The sequence below is a fragment of the Methylobacterium sp. EM32 genome, assembly GCF_040593685.1.
Lineage (GTDB): Bacteria > Pseudomonadota > Alphaproteobacteria > Rhizobiales > Beijerinckiaceae > Methylobacterium.
The window spans coordinates 1-18,194 of sequence record NZ_JBEXZS010000257.1 but is presented as its reverse complement, the minus strand read 5'-3'; the positions used below and the strand labels follow the sequence as shown (position 1 = coordinate 18,194).

Annotated in this window: 20 protein-coding genes; 10 read left to right on the top strand and 10 right to left on the bottom strand. The window is 72.8% G+C overall.

Annotated elements, in window-relative coordinates; all coding sequences use genetic code 11:
• Positions 1 to 3: 3 nt before the first annotated feature.
• From ABZT49_RS31940 to glp, 3 genes are all read left to right on the top strand, one after another.
• Positions 4 to 369, top strand: a complete 366-nt coding sequence (locus ABZT49_RS31940; RefSeq protein WP_355292346.1) for a DUF779 domain-containing protein — start codon at positions 4 to 6, stop codon at positions 367 to 369.
• Between the two features lie 61 nt (positions 370 to 430).
• Positions 431 to 928 carry a cyclic pyranopterin monophosphate synthase MoaC gene (gene moaC, locus ABZT49_RS31935; protein ID WP_355292340.1) on the top strand — a complete coding sequence of 166 codons (498 nt, stop codon included), beginning with the start codon at positions 431 to 433 and terminating at the stop codon, positions 926 to 928.
• A complete protein-coding gene (gene glp, locus ABZT49_RS31930) occupies positions 925 to 2,160 on the top strand; it encodes a gephyrin-like molybdotransferase Glp (RefSeq protein WP_355292338.1) in 1,236 nt (411 codons plus the stop codon). Before moaC ends, glp begins: the two co-directional genes overlap by 4 nt.
• 33 nt (positions 2,161 to 2,193) lie before the next feature.
• Here glp and ABZT49_RS31925 read toward each other — a convergent pair whose 3' ends face one another.
• Entirely contained in the window at positions 2,194 to 2,481 is a 288-nt protein-coding gene (locus tag ABZT49_RS31925; protein ID WP_407943613.1) for a hypothetical protein, read from the bottom strand.
• A gap of 438 nt (positions 2,482 to 2,919) precedes the next feature.
• On the opposite strand from ABZT49_RS31925, the gene ABZT49_RS31920 reads away from it, so the two are divergent.
• The 3 genes from ABZT49_RS31920 (at position 2,920) to ABZT49_RS31910 (ending at position 4,190) form a co-directional block, all read left to right on the top strand.
• On the top strand, positions 2,920 to 3,207 hold the full coding sequence (locus ABZT49_RS31920) for a NepR family anti-sigma factor (RefSeq protein ID WP_355292336.1): 288 nt from the start codon (positions 2,920 to 2,922) through the stop codon (positions 3,205 to 3,207).
• A gap of 20 nt (positions 3,208 to 3,227) precedes the next feature.
• Positions 3,228 to 3,773: a sigma-70 family RNA polymerase sigma factor gene (locus ABZT49_RS31915; protein WP_407943614.1), complete on the top strand. Its 546-nt coding sequence runs from the start codon at positions 3,228 to 3,230 to the stop codon at positions 3,771 to 3,773.
• Between the two features lie 180 nt (positions 3,774 to 3,953).
• Complete coding sequence (locus tag ABZT49_RS31910) at positions 3,954 to 4,190, top strand: hypothetical protein (protein ID WP_355292333.1); 237 nt, start codon at positions 3,954 to 3,956, stop codon at positions 4,188 to 4,190.
• Positions 4,191 to 4,411: 221 nt separating this feature from the next.
• Here the strand turns inward: ABZT49_RS31910 and ABZT49_RS31905 are convergent, their stop codons facing one another.
• The 8 genes from ABZT49_RS31905 to ABZT49_RS31870 form a co-directional block, all read right to left on the bottom strand.
• On the bottom strand, positions 4,412 to 7,495 hold the full coding sequence (locus ABZT49_RS31905; RefSeq protein ID WP_355292331.1) for a glycosyltransferase: 3,084 nt from the start codon (positions 7,493 to 7,495) through the stop codon (positions 4,412 to 4,414).
• A gap of 128 nt (positions 7,496 to 7,623) precedes the next feature.
• The gene (locus ABZT49_RS31900) at positions 7,624 to 8,586 is read right to left on the bottom strand and encodes an alpha/beta hydrolase (protein WP_355292329.1); all 963 of its coding nucleotides are present in this window, start codon (positions 8,584 to 8,586) and stop codon (positions 7,624 to 7,626) included.
• A 444-nt stretch (positions 8,587 to 9,030) separates the two neighbouring features.
• Positions 9,031 to 9,492 (bottom strand): CsbD family protein, encoded by a 462-nt coding sequence (locus ABZT49_RS31895; protein ID WP_355292328.1) that lies wholly within the window; start codon positions 9,490 to 9,492, stop codon positions 9,031 to 9,033.
• Positions 9,493 to 9,574: 82 nt separating this feature from the next.
• Positions 9,575 to 9,778 (bottom strand): CsbD family protein, encoded by a 204-nt coding sequence (locus tag ABZT49_RS31890; protein ID WP_355292326.1) that lies wholly within the window; start codon positions 9,776 to 9,778, stop codon positions 9,575 to 9,577.
• A 75-nt stretch (positions 9,779 to 9,853) separates the two neighbouring features.
• Positions 9,854 to 10,768 carry a PhnA-like protein gene (locus ABZT49_RS31885; RefSeq protein WP_355292324.1) on the bottom strand — a complete coding sequence of 305 codons (915 nt, stop codon included), beginning with the start codon at positions 10,766 to 10,768 and terminating at the stop codon, positions 9,854 to 9,856.
• A 79-nt stretch (positions 10,769 to 10,847) separates the two neighbouring features.
• Complete coding sequence (locus ABZT49_RS31880) at positions 10,848 to 11,249, bottom strand: CsbD family protein (protein ID WP_355292322.1); 402 nt, start codon at positions 11,247 to 11,249, stop codon at positions 10,848 to 10,850.
• A gap of 72 nt (positions 11,250 to 11,321) precedes the next feature.
• On the bottom strand, positions 11,322 to 11,501 hold the full coding sequence (locus tag ABZT49_RS31875) for a CsbD family protein (RefSeq protein ID WP_355292321.1): 180 nt from the start codon (positions 11,499 to 11,501) through the stop codon (positions 11,322 to 11,324).
• A 95-nt stretch (positions 11,502 to 11,596) separates the two neighbouring features.
• Complete coding sequence (locus ABZT49_RS31870) at positions 11,597 to 13,057, bottom strand: PAS domain S-box protein (protein ID WP_355292319.1); 1,461 nt, start codon at positions 13,055 to 13,057, stop codon at positions 11,597 to 11,599.
• Positions 13,058 to 13,333: 276 nt separating this feature from the next.
• Between ABZT49_RS31870 and ABZT49_RS31865 the strand changes: the two genes are divergently transcribed.
• The 4 genes from ABZT49_RS31865 (at position 13,334) to ABZT49_RS31850 (ending at position 16,926) form a co-directional block, all read left to right on the top strand.
• Positions 13,334 to 14,026, top strand: coding sequence for a sigma-70 family RNA polymerase sigma factor (locus tag ABZT49_RS31865; RefSeq protein WP_355292317.1), 693 nt, complete (start codon positions 13,334 to 13,336; stop codon positions 14,024 to 14,026).
• 236 nt (positions 14,027 to 14,262) lie between these two features.
• Positions 14,263 to 14,649 carry a hypothetical protein gene (locus tag ABZT49_RS31860; RefSeq protein WP_355292316.1) on the top strand — a complete coding sequence of 129 codons (387 nt, stop codon included), beginning with the start codon at positions 14,263 to 14,265 and terminating at the stop codon, positions 14,647 to 14,649.
• A gap of 172 nt (positions 14,650 to 14,821) precedes the next feature.
• A complete protein-coding gene (locus ABZT49_RS31855; RefSeq protein ID WP_355292315.1) occupies positions 14,822 to 15,043 on the top strand; it encodes a hypothetical protein in 222 nt (73 codons plus the stop codon).
• 188 nt (positions 15,044 to 15,231) lie between these two features.
• Complete coding sequence (locus tag ABZT49_RS31850) at positions 15,232 to 16,926, top strand: methyl-accepting chemotaxis protein (RefSeq protein WP_407943612.1); 1,695 nt, start codon at positions 15,232 to 15,234, stop codon at positions 16,924 to 16,926.
• A 105-nt stretch (positions 16,927 to 17,031) separates the two neighbouring features.
• Here the strand turns inward: ABZT49_RS31850 and ABZT49_RS31845 are convergent.
• The coding region (locus tag ABZT49_RS31845) for an ATP-binding protein (RefSeq protein WP_355292313.1) at positions 17,032 to 18,194 on the bottom strand (1,163 nt) is incomplete at its 5' end.

Here is an 18,194-nt window from a genome sequence, read left to right as displayed (position 1 = left end):
CCCATGCCCGCTCCCCCACCCCGCGTCATCGCCACCCCGGCGGCCCTCGACCTGATCGCGCGCCTGCGCTGCGAGCACGGCGCGATCCTGTTCCACCAATCCGGCGGCTGCTGCGACGGTTCGGCGCCGATGTGCTTCCCCGTCGGCGACTTCGCGCTCGGCGACGGCGACGTGCATCTCGGCGCGATCGGCGGGGCGGATTTCTACATCAGCGGCCCGCAATACGCGGTCTGGCAGCACACCCAGCTCATCATCGACGTGGTGCCGGGCCGCGGCGGGATGTTCTCGCTGGAGAACGGGTCCGGGCAGCGCTTCCTCCTGCGCTCGCGGGTGTTCGACGCGGCCGAGGCGGCGGCGCTGGACGCCTGAGGCCGTGGCGGGCCCGGCGGCCGGCGTGCTAAGCGCGGGGACGTTCTTCCGGAGCCAGGCCATGCCGACCCTGACCCATCTCGACGCCGCCGGCGCCGCCAACATGGTCGACGTCACCGACAAGGCCGCGACCGACCGCGCCGCCCGCGCCGAGGGCCTGGTGGTGATGAACCCCGACACCCTGCGGCTGATCCGCGAGGGCGACGCCAAGAAGGGCGACGTGCTCGGCACCGCGCGGCTCGCCGGCATCATGGCGGCCAAGCGCACCCACGAGCTGATCCCGCTCTGCCACCCGCTGCTGCTGACCAAGGTCCGGGTCGAGTGCGAGCCCGACGAGGGCCTGCCGGGCATCCGCGTCACCGCGGAGGTGCGGGTGCAGGGCCCGACCGGCGTCGAGATGGAGGCGCTGACCGCCGTCTCGGTGGCGTGCCTGACGGTCTACGACATGGTCAAGGCGGCCGACCGGGGCATGCGGGTCGAGGGCATCCGGCTGCTGCACAAGAGCGGCGGCCGCTCCGGCGTGTGGGAGGCCTCCTCCGGCCCGGAGGCCGGCGAGTGAGCGCGCTCCTTCCCGTCGCCGAGGCGCTGGCACGCATCCTCGCCGAGGCCCGCCCGGTCGAGGCCGAGACCGTCGCGATCACGGCCGTGGCCGGCCGCACGCTCGCCGAGGACGTGCGGGCCCTGCGCACCCAGCCGCCCTTCGCGACCTCGGCCATGGACGGCTACGCCGTGCGCGCCGCCGACGTCGCCGGGGCCTCGCCCGAGGCGCCGGTGCGTCTCGCCGTCACCGCCACCAGCGCCGCCGGCCACGGCGCCCGCGGCCCGGTGGGCGAGGGCGAGGCGATCCGCATCTTCACCGGTGCGCCGCTGCCGGACGGCGCCGATACGGTGGTGATCCAAGAGGACACGCAAGCCGAGGGCGACACGGTGCTCGCCCGCGCCGGCAACCCGGCGGGGCGCCACATCCGCGGCGCCGGGCTCGATTTTCGCGAGGGCGACCGGCTGCTCCGCGCCGGCGAGCGCCTCGACGGCTGGCGGGTGGCCCTCGCCGCCGCGGGCGGACACCCGACCGTGCGCGTCCGGCGCCGGCCCCGCGTCGCGGTGCTCGCCACCGGCGACGAGCTGGTGCGGCCGGGCGAGCCGGCCGCGTGGGACCAGATCGTCGCCTCGAACGGCCTGGCGCTCGCCGCGATGGCGGAGGCCGCCGGGGCCGAGGCGATCGACCTCGGCATCGCCGGCGACACCTTCGCCGACCTCGAGGCGGCGATCGCCCGCGCCCGCGACGCACGCGCCGACCTCCTCGTCACGCTGGGCGGCGCCTCGGTCGGCGACCACGACCTCGTCCAGTCGGCGCTCGCCCGCCAGGGGCTCGATCTCGGGTTCTGGCGCGTGGCGCTCCGGCCCGGCAAGCCGCTGATGCACGGGCGCCTCGGCGCGATGGCGGTGCTGGGGCTCCCCGGCAATCCGGTCTCGTCGGTGGTGTGCGGGCTGCTCTTCGTCCACCCGCTGATCCGCGCGCTCCTCGGCGACCCGGAGGCCGGGGCCGACCGCAGCGAGCCAGGCGTCCTCGGGCGCGACCTGCCGGCCAATGACGGGCGCCAGGACTACATGCGCGCCGCCCTCGACACCGCGCCGGACCGGCTGCCGGTGGTCCACCCGGCCGAGCGTCAGGATTCCTCGATGCTCTCGGTGCTCGCCCGCTCCGAGGCGCTGCTGATCCGCGCGCCCCACGCGCCGGCGGCCCGGGCCGGCGATCCCTGCCGCATCCTGCGGCTCGACCGGGGGGTCTAGAGGGGCGGGGGATCTTGGGGTCCCCCGTCGCGCCTACTGCTCGTCGGCGCCCTTGGTCCCGCCGGTCTTGCGGTCGTAGGCGGTGATCGCCGCCCGGCACTGGGGCGAGAGCCGGGCGCGGTTGCGCGCGAAGCAGCGCTCCACCTCCGGGCTGTCCGGGTCGGCCCCGGCGCAGAGCTTGAAGTAGTCGCCGGCGCAGTTCATCTGCAGGCCCTGGTCGTCCCGCTGGGCGAGGGCCGGCGTCGCCGCCAGGGAGGTCAGGGTCAGGAGCGCCAGGAAGGCCGCGGTGGCGGCGGGCGCACGAAGCGACGTCGGGTTCAAGGTATCATCCCCGCTGAGAATCTGAAGGCCCTAGGGTAGGTGCCCCGCGCCGCCGGACAAGCGCGGTCGGGTCACACTTGTGCGGGGATGCACGCCGGGGCTTGCGGCACTCCGGTCACGGCTGTCCCGCGCGGCACGGGGTCGTTCCCGAGGACGGCCCTTCGCCGGGGTGCGGACCGCGTCGTGGTCCCCCGGCGGACAGGTCCGGACCGTCCCGCCCGGCTTGAACGTCTTGGTGTCTTATAGACAAGCTTGATCTATACCGCCAAGCCCGGATTAAAGTTCCCTGAATATCGTTTTCAGATCGCATTAAAATCCACGGCTTTATTGCGGCGCCGAACGAAGCACGAGGCGGCTCTCGACCGGCGCGTCGCGGTTCACGGCAGGCATCCCGCCTCCCGTGACCCGGCCCCGGCAGCCGCGAGGCTGAAGGCGGCGATGCGCGACGACGAGATCGATACCGACGCTCCGGCCGGACCGGAGCCGCGCTCCCGGGGACGGCCGGGACAAGGACATGGACACGGGCAGGGCAGGGGCGAGCTCGACGCGACCACGCGGGGCAGGCTCGGCCGGGCCCTGCGCGCCCACTACGCCGACCTCCTGAGCGCTCCGGTGCCGGAGCGCTTCGCGGCGCTCATCGCCGGGCTCGACGGGGGCATCCCGCTTGCGGCCGGACCTCCGGCCGAGGCCTCGGTCGAGGAGACCGGGCAGGAGGACGCGCGATGAACTCCGCCAAATCACCCATGATGTCGCCCGTCGATCCCGAGATGCGGGCGCTCCTGCTCGGGTCGATCCCGGCGTTGCGCGCCTTCGCGTTCTCGCTGACCCGCGACCTCGACCGCAGCGACGACCTCGTGCAGGAGACCCTGGTGCGGGCCTGGACCAAGGCCGACAGCTTCACGCCCGGCACCAACCTCTACGCCTGGCTGTTCACCATCCTGCGCAACCTGTTCTACTCCGAGCAGCGCAAGCGCCGGCGCGAGGTCGAGGATGCCGACGGGGTGATGGCGGGCCGCCTGACGGCCCTGCCGGATCAGGAGGCGCGAGTCGAGCTCTCGGCCTTCCAGGCGGCGCTGAGCACCCTGCCGGCCAACCAGCGCGAGGCGCTGGTGCTGGTGGGGGCCCAGAACTTCACCTACGAGGAGGCGGCCGAGATCTGCGGCGTCGCCGTCGGCACGATCAAGAGCCGGGTCAGCCGGGCGCGGGGCCGGCTGGTCGAGCTGCTCGGCATGACCGGTCCCGACGACATCGGCAGCGACGGCGCTACCCTGGCGGCCATGAGTCACCCATGACGAGCCACTCATGACCGGGCCGTCCGGACCTTCGCGACCCGCGCCTGACGGCACGGGTCGCCGCACCCCCGGAACAGTTTTCCGGCTTGCGCGGTTTCGTTGACCCAGCGGCAAACGTCGGGCGGCCCTCGCGGCGGCCTTCGGTGCCTGCGGCGCTGGCCGATTCCCGTGGAGTTGCCGATGCCTCGCCCCTACGAAGCCGTCGCGGACGCGATCCGCATCGCCCGCACCATCGTGATGCAGGAGGGCTCGGCCCTCGCCGCCGCCGCGCGGGCCGGGAGCGACGACGCCCTCGATGCGGCGAGCTGCGATCTCGTCAGCCGCATCGCCCAGGCGATCCTCGATGCCGAGAACGACGCCATGGCCCGCGCCCTCGTGGCCGCCGATGCCTATCCGGTGAAGCGGCTGAGTGCTTGAGAGATTGTTCGAGTCGGCCGGCCGGCTTGCGAGCCTCGGCGTCATCCCGGGGCCGCGCAGCGGAACCCGGGATCCATAACCGCTGACGCTTCAGGATAGAGCGGCCAACTTCAGCTTGAGCCAGCTCCGTCGGCGGTTATGGATCCCGGGTTCTCGCCTGCGGCGAGCCCCGGGATGACACAGAGGGTGTCAAAACGGCCTGAGCCCAGTCGGACCCGTATTCAGAGACCCGAGCCCTCTGCCTCGACACCGTCTGCCCCGACACCCGTGCCGCCCGCCATGGCCGCCTCGTAGGCCGCGAGGCTCGGCGCCACTGTCGGCAGGGCCGGGATCGCGACCCCCGCCAGCTGGCCGCGGGCGGCCACCAGGGCGTCGAGCACGAGCGCGGTGTCGCGGCTGAACGGGAGCAGGATCCCGCCGCCCTCGGCCCGGATCCGTTCCGCCGGGGCGCCGATGTCGAAGGCGACGACCGGGTAGCCCGCGGCCCAGACCTCCGACAGGACGTAGGAATAGGTCTCGGGCCAGACGCTCGATAGGAACACGTAGTCCGGATCGGCCTCGGCCAGGAGACGCGGCAGGTCCTTCGGGTCGTAGGCGCCCGTCACCGTGAGGTTGGGAATGCCCTCCACACGGCCGCGGTCGGAGACGCTGCCGATCACCGTGAAGACGATCGGCCGTCGCTCCCGCGCCGCGCGCTCGGCGAGCGCCACCACCAGCTCGAACCCCTTGTGGGCACCGATGCCGCCGACGAGGGCGACCCGCACCGCGCCGGTGCGCGCCTTGACGGGCCGCGCGGGGTGGGGCTCCGCCGCGTCCGGATGCGGCACCACCGCGATGGTCGACAGGCCGAGGCGGCGGGCGTAGCGCTCGGCGGTGTCGTGGGAGGGCGCCACCAGGTGCCGGGCCCCGCGCAGGATGCGCTCGTTCGTCGCCAGCCAGCCGTCGAGCCCGCCGCCCATCAGGGCGTTCTGGTCGGCATAGTCGTACGGGACGCCCCCCACCGTGCAGTGGCGGCAGATGTCGGCCGGCGGCTCCTCGCAGTAGAAGTTCCGCCCGTCGACGAGGTGCACCTTCGGGCAGTACCACTGGTAATCGTGCAGCGTGACCGCGTAGGGCCAGCGGCCCGAGAGCAGCCGGTCGAGGAAGGCGGAGTCGTAGCCGAAGCGGGCGTTGAGGTGGAGGTCGATCGTGACGCCCGTTCCCTCCAGCGCCTCGAACAGGGCGAACAGGTCGTCCGGCGGCAGGGTCACCTCGGCGCCCGCGACCTCGAGGGCGAGGCGCTTGCCGGCGGGAGCGAGATGGCCGATCGCGTGATCCTCCGCCCGGGCGAGCCCGCGGATCTGGTCGACGTAGCGCGTCGCGCCGCCGCCGAAGCCGTGGCCGACATGCAGGGTCAGCCGCCGGACCTGTCCGGCGAGCAGGGTCCCGAACACCGAGAGCCGCAGGGGCCGGAGCGGGTCGGCGGCGAGGAAGGCGTCGACCTCGTCCTGGTATTCCGGATAGAGGGCGACGAGCCGGGCGTGGTTGCGCTCCAGGATCGCCAGCCGCTCGCTCTTGCCGAACGACACCGAGCCCTCGTGCTCGACATAGGTGTCCGTGGCGGCGACGTGGATCCAGCCGAGGTCGCGGGCCGTGAGGCACCAGTCGACCTCCTCGCAATAGCCGCGGCCCCATTCGGGCGAGAAGCCCCCGACCTCGTCGAGCGCCTGCCGGTTCATGTAGAGGCAGAAGCCGATTCCCGTCGGGATCTGAACCGGCTGAGGCGAGGCCGCCTCCAGGGCGGCGTCGATCGCCGCCGGCCCAAGGCCGAGGAGCGGTCCTTGCGCCTCCGGCATCCCCGGGAAGCCCAGGATCGTGGCGTTGTTCGAGAGCGGGGTGGCGCTGGCGATGCCGGGACCGCGATGGCAGGCCCGCGCCAGCTTCTCCAGCGCGCGGGGCGCCAGCACCGTGTCGGCGTTGACGAGGATGCAATCCTCGCCCGGCTCCAGCAGGGCGAGGCCGCCGTTCACCGTGCCGATGAAGCCGAGATTCTCGCGGTTGCGCAGAACCGTCAGGCCTGGATGCGCCTCGGCCGCGAGGTCGTCGAGATAGCGGGTGACGGCGGGATCGGGCGAGGCGTCGTCGATCACGAGCGCCCGCATCTGCCCGGGCGACAGCTGCGGCAGGAGTGAGGCGAGGCAGGCCTTCAGGTCGGACAGACCATTGTAGACCGGCACGATCGCGCAGGCCGGCGGCGGCGTACCGCCGCTCGCCGGCAGCATCTCGGGCACGGCCGGCTCGGCGAGGACGAGCTGCGCCCCGCCGCCGGGCCGCACCGCCGCCACGAGGCGGTCGCGTAAGTGCCGGCGTTCCGTGAGCGTGGTCGACGGCGCGTTCGGCAGCAGCAGCGCCCGCGCCTCGGCGCGGGCGAGCTCGATCGTGCCGCGCAGGTGGCCGATCACCTCGCCCGCGCCGACGGGGCCGACCGCGAGGTCGGTGCCGGCTTTCAGCGCGCCGGGGGGAAAGGCGAAGGCGGCCGAGTGGCGGCCGAACAGCTCCAGGAGGTCGGCCCGCGCATGGGTCTCGACCCGCGCCACGTCCTCGCCGTTGCGCACCGCCCGCACGATGCTCGGCCGGTCGGGCCCGGCCTCGTCGAACACCCAGCCGGTGACGCGGCTCGGCGCCTCGATGTAGAGGCTCGAGCGCAGACGCGGCGCGTAGGAGCCTAAGCCCGCCACGGTCTCGCCGGCCCGCACGGCGATATTGTGCGGCTGCCCGTCGAGGGCCCAGGGAGGGAGGGTGAGGCGGAAGCCGTTCCAGCCGCCCTCGCGGCCGGAGAAGCGCAGCTCCGGCCGGTAGATCCTGGGCCGGACCGGCTCGCCCTCCAGCCCGTCGACCACGAGGTGAACGGTGGGAAGCGGCTCGGCGGAGAGCGACGAGACCCAGCCGTCGATCACGCCGCCGACGATGCCGTCGAGGTGGAGCGTGTGGCGCTCTGGCCCGACCGCGACCCGCTGCTGGTCGGCCCGGCCCGGCTCGGTCACCGTCAGCCGCAAGGTGCCCGGCGCGGCCAAGAGCGCCGGATCGAGGGCGGCGTGGAGGTAGGTGGTGCCGTGCTCGGTGAAGCGGCGCTCGACCGGCAGCGCGTGCTCGCGCTCGCCGCTCCGCGCCAGGGCGAGTTCGACGCCGTCGGCCTCCGCCTCCGGGTTGAGGGCGACGAGGACGCCGCAATTATAGAGCCGGCCCCAGGCAACCGGGCCCGGGGGCGGCACGAACCACTGGCGCCCCGTCTCGGCGAGGCGCCGCGCGCGTTTCAGGATCGTCACGTCGCAAGAGTCCGCACAGCAGGAGGGAGCCGCCGGCGCGAGGACCGGCGGAGATCGTTCTCCTCCTAGCCGAGACCGGAGCCGTCCGCGACTTGCCGCCGCGTCACATGTCGGGTCAAGTGCCGTCCTCAGGCGCCGGTGACGGCGGCGAGCACCCGGTCGGGAGCGATCTGGTGCAGCATGTGGCCGGCGCCCTCCACCGCGACGAGGCGGCTGCCGGGAATCCGGCGATGGAGCGCCACCGCCTGGCCGTCATGGGAGAGCAGGCGGTCGCCGGTGCCGGACAGGATCGTCACCGGCATCCGCAGGTCCCCGTAATGCGGCCGGAGCGCGAAGGCGTCCGGCACCATCAGCGCCGATTCGGCGGCGGCGCTGCGCAGCTGCGAGGGGCGCAGGACCATCTCGACCGGAAAATCGCGGGCGAAGCGCTCGGGCACCGGGCTCGGTCCGAACAGCCGCGACAGGATGCGCGGCCAGAGCAGGCGGCTCGTGACCGGGGCCACGGTGTGGCTGACGAGGTCGCCGAGGCCGGGCAGCCCTTGGGCTGCGAAGAGCAGGCCGTCGATCCGGGGCGAGGGGAAGTAGTAGCCGGATTCGAGGACGAGCGCCCGCACCCGGGCCGGATCCTGGAGCGCCAGCGCGACCGCCACCTGCGCCCCCCAGGAATGGCCGAGCACCGTCGCTGTATCGACCCCGAGGCTGTGCAGGGCGCCGCGGATCAGCCCGGCCTGCATCGTGGGCGTCCAGATCCGACTGCGTGGCCGCTCGCTGTAGCCGAAGCCGGGCCGGTCGACCGCGATCACCCGGTGCGTCCGTGCCGCGGCTTCGAACAGGCCGCTGACGAGCCAGTCCTGAATCAGGCTGCCATTGCCGTGCAGCAGCACGAGAGCCGGCCCGCGCCCGCGCTCCAGCACGTGCAGCCGCGTGCCGCCGACCTCGACGAAGCGCCCGACCGGCGGCACCGCCCGCTCGGCCGCGCGAGCTCGGCGCCCATTCTCGACCGCGCCGGCGCCGAGAGCGGCGGCCCCCGCGAGGGCGAGGCCGGCGGCGGTCGGAAGGGGGCGGGCGGAGGTGAGGGCGGGCGCTGTCATGCCGTCACAACCGCCGGAGGCGTGCTCGGGTTCGCTCCTCGCTCACGCGCGAAGGCCGCCATCCCCGGGGGGCAGCGGCCTTCGTCTTCGTCGTTCTTCTTGGTCGGTGCGCGGGGCCCGGCCGGCGGCTACCGCTCGACGGGCCGCTGCCGACCGGCCCTGAGCCGGATCAGTACGTCCGGCCGTGACGGGGCGCCGCGCCGCGACGGTTGAAGCGCGCGATCAGCTTCGGCAGGACGAACAGCATGAAGATCTTGCGCAGCATCGCTGGATTCCCTTCTGGCATATAGACTATGACTAGAAGAACGTTTGCCAGCGGGAAAAGATCCTGAAATAATTATTCCCGGTCCGCGCGCGCCGCGGCGATTCATCTCATCGTGCGCTGTTCGCCGAAGCGGTGGCCGCTTCGGCGAACGAGGGCTCGGGTTCAACGAGGGCCTGGATTTAGCGCTTGCGGCGGATCAGCCAGCCCGCCGCGAAGGCGAGGGCGGCGATGCCGAGCACGGTGTTGGTGCGGTGCCCGTTGGCATAGGCCAGGGCCTGCCGGCCGTAGGCGTCGCCGCGGCGGCGCGCCTCGCGGGCGACGTGGCGCCCGTTCGCGAGCGCCCGGTCGGCGCGCTTGCGGGCCGTGTGGGTGAAGTCGTCCGCCCGCTCGCGGGCAGCGTCGGCGAAGTCCTCGGCGTGCTCGCGAGCCGTGTGGGCGAGGTGACGGCCGTCGTCGGCGAGATCCTCGGCCAAGTCCTCCACTCTGCCGCGGGCGCGGCCATAGGCGTATTGCGCCCCGCCGGCCACCTGGTTGGCGGCGCCGCGGACCTGCTGGGCCGGATCGCCCCGGAGGCCGCCGAGGGCGGTCTGGACGCGGCCCTTCAGGTGACGGGACGCGCCACGCACCTCATCGCGGTTCATGCTGTCCTCCTGAGTCTTGGAATGGATGAAAATCTTGGACTGGACGAGGCGGCGGGACGACCCCGCCGCCGGAACGAGGGCCTTACTTGCGGCCCGTGATATGGTCGGCGACGTTCTTGATGCCGTCCTTGGCCTCGCCGACCGTGCGCTGGGCCTCACCCTTCAGCTCCTGGGCCTTGCCCTCGGCGACGAGGTGGTCGTTGCCGGTGACCTTGCCGACGCCCTGCTTGACGTTGCCGACGGCCTCGTTGGCCAGGCCCTTGAGCTTGTCGGTGGTGCTGCTCATCGGAATCTCTCCTTCAGGTCGAGATGGGTTTCGGGGGTGGACGGCTCCCGCCGGGGCGGGAGCCGGTGTCTCGCGTCAGACGCGGCGGGTGGTGTAGTCGGCGCCGACCAGCTTCGGGGCGCCGAGGCGGCCGCCGAAGAAGGCGGCAGCGGCGCCGAGCAGCAGCGCGATCGCGGCGTAGAACGCGCCCTGGGTCGCGGCCGACTTGGCGGCGACCGCCGCGGCCTCGGCCTTCTGCTTGGCGGTGGCGACCGCCTGCTCGTACTGCTTCTGGTAGTCGTCGATCTGGGCCTTGGCCTGGTCGGGCGAGATGTTCTGGGCCTTGGCCAGCGCGTCGGCGGCGCGGGTCTTGGCCTGCTCCTTCTGGGCAGCGTCGCCGGTCAGCACGGCGCGCACGGCGGCCACGGCGGCATCACGGGCGGCCTGCGGGTCTTGGCCGGCGGCCTGCTGGCGCACCTTGTCCTCGATGCCCTCGAGCGGGTTCTGCACCTTCGACAGCGACGGGGCCGCGGCCTGGGCTGCGGTCTGCACCGTGCCGCCGACGAGGTTGCCAGCGCCGCCGAGCGCGCCCGAGACGGTGCTCAGGGTGCCGCCCACGAGGCCGCTCGCCGCCGAGGTGATGAGGTAGATGACCACGAGGGTCGTCACCGCCCAGGCGACCAGGCCGTGCAGGGCGGCAGCACCAGGCAGCGGCTTGCCGGAGAGCCGGCCCGCGATGGCGCCGCCGACGAGCGAGGCGACGATGCCCGAGACCACGAACCACAGGCCCGCGCCCATCGAGATCGTCGAGGCGGCCGGGTTGTCGGTGGCGTTCACGCCGACCGAGGACAGGCCGATGCCGACGCCGACGAGATTGAGGATCACCTGCGTCACCAGGGCAGTGACGGCGCCGGCGAAGATGGCGCCCCAGGAGACCTGATTGAGCAGGACCGCGCGGGTATCGGCCTGCGCCGCGGTCGAGAGGGGGGAAACGGGGGTCTGGATGGTCACGTCGTTGCTCCGGGTCGTTCAGGCATCGGGCGAGGGCGGCTCGAGCGGCCGCCGCTCGCGATGCGGTCGTTCGGCGGGATCAGTCGCGGTTGGCGTTGACGAGGAGGCCGAGGCCGAAGCCGACCAGGCCGGCGATCACCAGCGACGCGAGGGGGTACTCGGCCACCTGGTGGCTGACCTGCCGGGCGCCGTGGCGCAGGGAGCGGCTGCCGCGCTCGTAGGCGTCCTGCGCGTAGTCCTGCGCCTCGTCGGCGAGATCCTGGGCCCGGTCGCCGGCGCGGCCGGCATAGTCTTGCGCCCGGTCGGCGGCGTGACGCGCGGTGTCCTTGGCCTGGCCGTAGACGTTCTCCGCCGCGCCTTGCGCCTCGCGGAAGCGGCCTTCCGCGGAGTCGCGGTGCGAGCCGGTCAGGTCGCCGACGGCGCTCTGGATCTTGCCGCCGAGTTCCTTGGCGGCGCCGGTGATGCGATCGGTATCGACCATGGGAGTTCTCCTTGGATAGGGGGGTGGGAAAGGGCGGCGCCCCGCGATGGGGCGCCGGATGACGGTCGATCGTCAGTCCTTGCGAGGTCCGGCCCCCGGGGGGCGCTTGGCGGCGCCCTGCGGAGACTCGGCTTCGCCCTTCTGACGCCGGCCCTCGGACTCGACCCGGACGTCGCCGGTGAGCTTGCCGATGGCCTCCTTCACCGAGCCTTTGACCTGCTCGGTGGAAGTCGTGGGCGCGCGTCTGGTCATGAGCACCTCGTCGGATGTGAGAAAACTCAGACCGGCTTGCAGATGTGACTGCGTCGCGCCGCTTCAATGGTAAGAAATTACCGGTAGGCTGAACTTCAGCTACCGGAGGCCTGGAGCGGGAAACCGTGCTCGCGGCCCCACAGGATCACCTCCGTGCGGCGGTGCACGCCGAGCTTGCGGTAGAGCGCGGCGCCGTGGTTGCGCACGGTGTTGCGCGACAGGCCGAGCTTGCGGGCGATGCCGTCGTCGTCGAGCCCGCTGCAGATCAGGTTCAGGATCTGCCGCTCCCGGAGCGTCAGGTCCGGCACCGCCTCGCCCGGCACCTCGCGACCCGGCCGGCGCAGGTTGGCGAGCTTCTCGATCAGCCCGCGGCTGAACCAGGAAGTGTCGGCCATCACCGTCTCGATCGCGTCGAACAATTCGCGCTCGGTGTGCTTGCGCTCGGTGATGTCCTGCAGGACCATCAGCACGAACTCGGCGTCGCCGATGGTCACCCGCTCGGCCGAGATCAGGCAATCGAGGTCGGCGCCGTTCTCGTGGCGCAGGCAGACCTCCAGCCCGAGCACGTAGCCGGTGCGCATGAGCACGCCCTCGAAGCGCGCGCGCTGCTCGTCGGAGACCCACAGCCCGAACTCCGCCGGCGCGCGGCCGACCACCCGGTCCTCGCCGAAGCCGAAGACCCGGCCGAAGGCCTCGTTGATGCTGGTGACTTGGAAATCCCCGGCGCGGGCGAGCATCGTCGGCACCGGTGTGAGACGGAACGCCTTGGCGAAGCGCTCCTCGCTCTGGCGCAAAGCCGTCTCGGCCTTCCGGCGCAGCTCCAGGTCGGCGAAGGTGAACAGCATGCAGGGCTCGTCGCCCATCTCCATCGGCTGGCCGGCGACGATGACGAAGCGGCCGCCGCCGTCGGGCAGTTCCAGCCGCGCCTCCATCTGGGGGATCGTGCCGCCCTCGTTGAGCCGCGACACCGCGAGGTCGCGGTTGCGGGCGTTGGCGAGCACGTCGACCTCGTAGACGCTGCGGCCGATCACGGCGTCGCGGGTGTAGCCGGTCATCTCCAGGAAGCCGGCATTGACCTTGACGTGGCGCAGGTCGGAGAGCCGCGTGATCACGGCGGGCGCCGGGTTGGCGTTGAAGGTGCGCTCGAAGCGTTCCTCGGCCTCGAACTGGTCCGACACGTCCTTGAGGATCAGCGCCAGGCAGCTCGGCTTGCCCTCGCGGTCGGTGGCGACGAGGCTGCGCAGGGAATGCACGAAGCCGACCTCCGGCTTGTCGGTGCGCGTCACCTCGACCACCACGTCGTGGAAGCGCTCGCCGGCGACGACGCGCTCGATCGGGTAGTTCTCCGGGGCGCGGTTGTTGCGGTAGCGCAGGGCGAAGCGGGCCCGGTAGGCGTCGATCGTCGGGCCGATCTCGTCCAGGCTCTCGGCGCCGTGCATCGCGAGCGCAGCCTCGTTGGCGTAGGCGATGGTCTGGTCGGGCTCGACCAGGATCACGCCCTCGCTGAGGCCGGCGATGATCTGCCGGAGTTCATGCCTGTCGACGCCTGCGGTCACGGCCCGTTCGATCCCTTCTGTCTGTCCTTTGCCCCTCGGGCAACGGACCACAAACGGATCGCGCGCTAACGGGTTCCCTGCGGAGAACGAGATTCACCGGTAGATTCGTATCATTGACGTAATTGGCGGCGACCAGAAATAAGTCGCACCAGGGACGGTCCGGCGCGCTGCCCCACGGGATGCGCCCGTACCGGCCGACTGGTCTAGTCCGATATGAGTAGCGTTTACGGGCCCCTTTCCGTGCGAACAGACGACGCGACGCCAGAACCGGTCGCCGTGACGGAGACCGCCGCCGCCCTGATCCCGTCGCATCTCGGCGGGCTCTTGCAGGAGTACTACCCCGAGGCCGTCGCGCTCGATGCTGGCTCGGCTCTCGGCCAGGTCCTCGCGCGCCTGACGCGGGCCCTCGACGCGGCGGAGGCGCAGGTCGAGGTCCCGGCGGCGTTCAGGGCCGGGCTCCTCGGCGCGGTGCCGCGCCTGCGCCGCTACGCCCTCTCCCTGACCCATCACGGGGCGGACGCCGACGACCTCGTGCAGCACACCCTGCTCAAGGCCTGGGAGCACCGGCGCCAGTTCGCCCCCGGTTCCAGCCTGTCGGCCTGGCTGTTCGCGATCCTGCGCAACGGCTTCTTCAACGGGCGCCGCAAGTACCGCCTCGAAGTGGCGGATCCCGACGGGGTCCACGCCGCCGCCCTGGCGAGCGCCGCCGAGCAGGAGCACCGGGCTTCCTTGCGCGACCTGCAGGGCGCCCTCGACCGGCTCGACCCAGCGCAGCGCGAGGCGCTGCTGCTGGTCGCCGTCGAGGGCCTGTCCTACGAGGCCGCCGCCGACGTCATCGGCTGCCCGGCCGGCACCGTGAAGAGCCGCGTCAGCCGGGCCCGCGACCGGCTCGGGCAGGATCTGGACCGGAACGACCTCGACCGGAAGGACCTGGGTCGGACCCTCGCAGCCCCGTCCGGCGCCGCCTGACCGGCGAGATCCCGACCCACCCGCCCGAGAGGGCGTCACCCCCCTTCGCCTGAGAGGGCGTCACCCCATCGTTCCGGCGCTATCCCCCGAGGCGTCCGGGACGGTCGCGAGCCGGGCACGGCATGTTCCCCCGTCCGTGCCCGGCTCCGTCGACGAGCATCCTTAACCGATGGTCCGCAATCCGGCCGATCCAGGACTCCGGCCCGAACCGGCGGACATCCGCCCCAGAGGAGATCATGTCACCGTTTCGCCGTCCGGTTCTCGCACGGGTCCCGCTTCTCGCCCTGCTTCTCGCCCTCGCAGCCCCGGCCCTCGCCGCGCCCGCGGCCAACCGCTTCGACGGTGCCTGGTCGGTCGTCGCCACCGCCGAGACCGGCTCCTGCACCGGGCCGTACCGCTACCCGATCGTGATCCGCGACGGCGTCGTGGACGAGGCCGGGTGCAACGATGTCGATGCCTCCGGCCGGGCCGGCGCCGACGGCCGCATCACCGGCACGATCCGCAGCGGGCTCGCCAGCGTCGCGGTCACCGGCCGCCTGCGAGGTTCCGCCGGAAGCGGACGCTGGAGCCTCGCCGGGATCAGCCCCTGCACGGGGCGCTGGACCGCCCGGCGCACCGGCTGACCGCGATCGCATGGCCTGTGCGCTCCGGGGCGCCAGCCCTCGACCGGGGAGCGCCGATGCGCCGCATCCGTCCCGGTCCTTGATGAAACCCGTTCCCGCCCGAGAACCTGTGCGGCCCGGGCCTCCGGCTTGCGGGCAACTGGATGGGACGCGACCAAGGAGCGAGGGGCGGATGCCGGCATTCCGACTGCGCGGGGCGGTGCGCGCCCCGAACGGGGAGATCGGGCCCCCGCTGATCGACGAGATCGTCACGGCCGCGGACCGGCAGGAGGCGGTGCGCCTCGCCAATGCCCGTGAGACGACGCCGGCCGAGGAGCAGGTGAACGCCCTGTGGCTGGTCGATGAGGCCGGGACGCTGGTCTGGTCGCTGCGCCTGGCCGACCGGGAGGCCTGACACTCCCGCGAAATACAAGACAGACCCCGCCGTCCTGCCCCCTCGGTCGAGACCGCTCCCGAGCCGGCGCCATGCCGGCCTCGCATCCGCGTTGTTGCGGGCGAGGGCAGGCGACACGAGGAGACATTAATCCTACGTCAATCAGGCACGGCTAAGCTTCGACAGAATTAGCCTCACGGAGCGGCTTCGTGCCTCGTTCGCCCCTCGACAACATGCGGATCCTTGCCAAGGCGGCGATCCCGGTCGGCCTGCTGCTCATCATCCTGGCAGGCCTGTGCGGCTTCGCCCTGTCGCGGATGAGCCTCATCGCGCAGACCTACCAGGACGTGCTCGTCCGCGAGGTCGCAGCCGCCCGGGCGGCGTCCGAGGTCGAGATCGCGCTGACGCGCTACGGGGCGGTGGTGAACCGCATCGTGTCCGAGAGCTCGATGACCGAGATCGACGCCCTCGAGAAGGAGACCAAGGCGATCGCCGCGGGCCTGCCGGGCCGGCTCGACCGGCTGAAGGCCTTGATGCCCGCGGCGGGGGCGGGCGCCGACCAGGTCCTGGCCCGGTTCAACCAGGCCTTCGGGGCGACCGACGACCTGATCACCAAGACCTTCGGCAGCCAGCAGGACCAGGCCCTGCGGGTCGGCCGCGAGCAGATCGATCCCGCGCTCGCCGCCGCCCGCCAGGTCCTCGGCGAGATCGCGGCCAGCGCCGAGGCGATGATGCGCCGGGGCGGCGAGACCGCGGCGGCGGCGGGCGAGGCGGCCCGGGTCACCACCGTCGCCGTCGCCTTGGGCGCGGGTGCGGTGGCGCTCGTCCTCGCCTGGCTGATCCTGCAGCGCGGCGTCGCCGGCCCGGTCGTCGCGATGGCGCGCACCATGGAGCGGCTCGCCGCCGGCGACACCGCGGTGGCGGTGGAGGGCACGCGTCGGCGCGACGAGATCGGCCGGATGGCCGGCGCGGTCCAGGTGTTCAAGGACGGCCTGATCCGCGCCCGCGCCCTGGAGGAGGAGGCCGCCCTGGCGCGCGCCTCGACCGAGGAGCAGCGCCGCGCCGGCATGGGCCAGATGGCCGATGCCTTCGAGCAGGCGGTCGGCGGCATCGTCGGTCAGGTCGCGGCCTCCGCCACCGAGCTCCAGGCGACCGCCCGGACCATGGCGGCCACCGCCGGGGAGACCGCCGACAGGTCGGCGGGCGCGGCGAGCGCCGCCGAGGCGGCGGCGGGCAATGTCGGCACGGTCGCGGCCGCCGCTGAGGAACTCGGCGCCTCGGTGGGCGAGATCGGCCGGCAGGTCGACGGCTCGGCCGCGCTGGCCCGCGCCGCGGTGGCCGAGGCCGACCGGACAGGCACCCTGGTCCAGGAGCTGAGCCGCGCGGTCGCCCGGATCGGCGACGTCGTCGGCCTGATCTCGTCGATCGCCGCCCAGACCAACCTGCTGGCGCTGAACGCCACGATCGAGGCGGCCCGCGCCGGGGCGGCCGGCCGCGGCTTCGCGGTGGTGGCGGCCGAGGTCAAGGAACTCGCCGGCCAGACGGCACGAGCCACCGAGGAGATCACCACGCAGATCGGCCGCATCCAGGGCTCGACCGAGCAGGCGGTGGGGGCGATCGACGCCATCGCCGGGCGCATCCGCGAGATCTCGGGCGTCGCCACCTCGATCGCCGCGGCGGTGGAGGAGCAGGGCGCCGCGACGCGGGAGATCGTCCGCAACGTCACCCGGGCGGCTTCCGGCACCGGGGCGGTGACGGACAACATCGCCGGGGTGGCCGGCGCTGCGGAGGAGACCGGGGCCGCGGCGGCGCTCGTGCTCGACTCGGCCTCCGCCCTGTCGCGCCAGTCCGAGAGCCTCACCGACGAGGTGCGGCGCTTCCTCGCGACGGTGCGGGCGGCGTGAGGCCTAAGCAGATTTCGCAAAAGTGGTTGCCGGTTTTGCGACGAAAATCTGCGACGCATCAAGAAGCTAAGCGGACGAAGCGTTGGCTCGCCAACGCAAGTCTGCTTAGGACCGCCGCTCCCGCTCCCGCCCGGCCTCGATGATCGACCGGATCCGGGCGGCCATCGTGTCGATCGAGAAAGGCTTGGTCAGCACCGCCATCCCGGGCCCGAGGGTGCCGTTGCCGAGGATCGCGGTCTCGGCGTAGCCGGTGATCAGCAGCACCTTGAGGTCGGGCCGGGTCTCGCGGCCCGCCTCGGCCATCTGGCGGCCGTTCATGCCGCCGGGCAGGCCGATATCGGTGACGAGCAGGTCGATCCGCACGTCCGAGCGCAGCAGCTTGAGCCCCGCCGCGCTGTCGCCGGCCTCGATCGCGGTGTAGCCGAGATCCTCCAGGATGTCGGTGACGAGCATCCGCACGGTCGGCTCGTCGTCGACCACCAGCACGGTCTCGCCCCGCGTCGAGCGCGCCAGCGGCAGAGCCGTCCCGGTCTCGTCCTCGCCGGGCACGGCGCCGGCATGGCGCGGCAGGTAGAGGCTGACGGTCGTGCCCGCGCCGGGCTTCGAGGCGATGCGCACCTGCCCGCCCGATTGCTGCGCGAAGCCGTAGATCATCGAGAGGCCGAGGCCCGTGCCCTCGCCGATCGGCTTCGTGGTGAAGAACGGCTCGAACACCCGGGCGATCACCTCAGGGGTCATGCCGGTCCCGGTATCGGTCACGCGCAGGCGCACGTACTCGCCCTCCGGCATGTCGTGCCGGCGGGCGGTCCGGGCATCCATCGTCCGGTTGGCGGTCTCGACGGTGATGCGCCCGCCGTCGGGCATCGCGTCGCGGGCGTTGAGGCAGAGGTTGAGGAGCGCGTTCTCGAGCTGCGACGGGTCGACCAGGGCCGGCCAGGCCTCGGGCGAGGCGACGACCTCGAGGGTGATGCCGGGCCCGACCGTGCGCTGGATCAGCTCGTGCATGCCCCGCGCCAGCCGGTCGACATCGGTGGGCCGCGGATCGAGGGTCTGGCGGCGGGAGAAGGCGAGGAGCCGGTGGGTCAGCGCGGCGGCGCGCTTGGCCGCTCCCTGCGCCGCCGCCATGTAGCGCTCGACGTCCTTGACTCGGCCCTGCGCGAGGCGCGTCTGCATCAGCTCCAGCGAGCCCGAGATGCCGGCGAGCAGGTTGTTGAAGTCGTGGGCGAGGCCGCCGGTGAGCTGGCCCACCGCCTCCATCTTCTGCGACT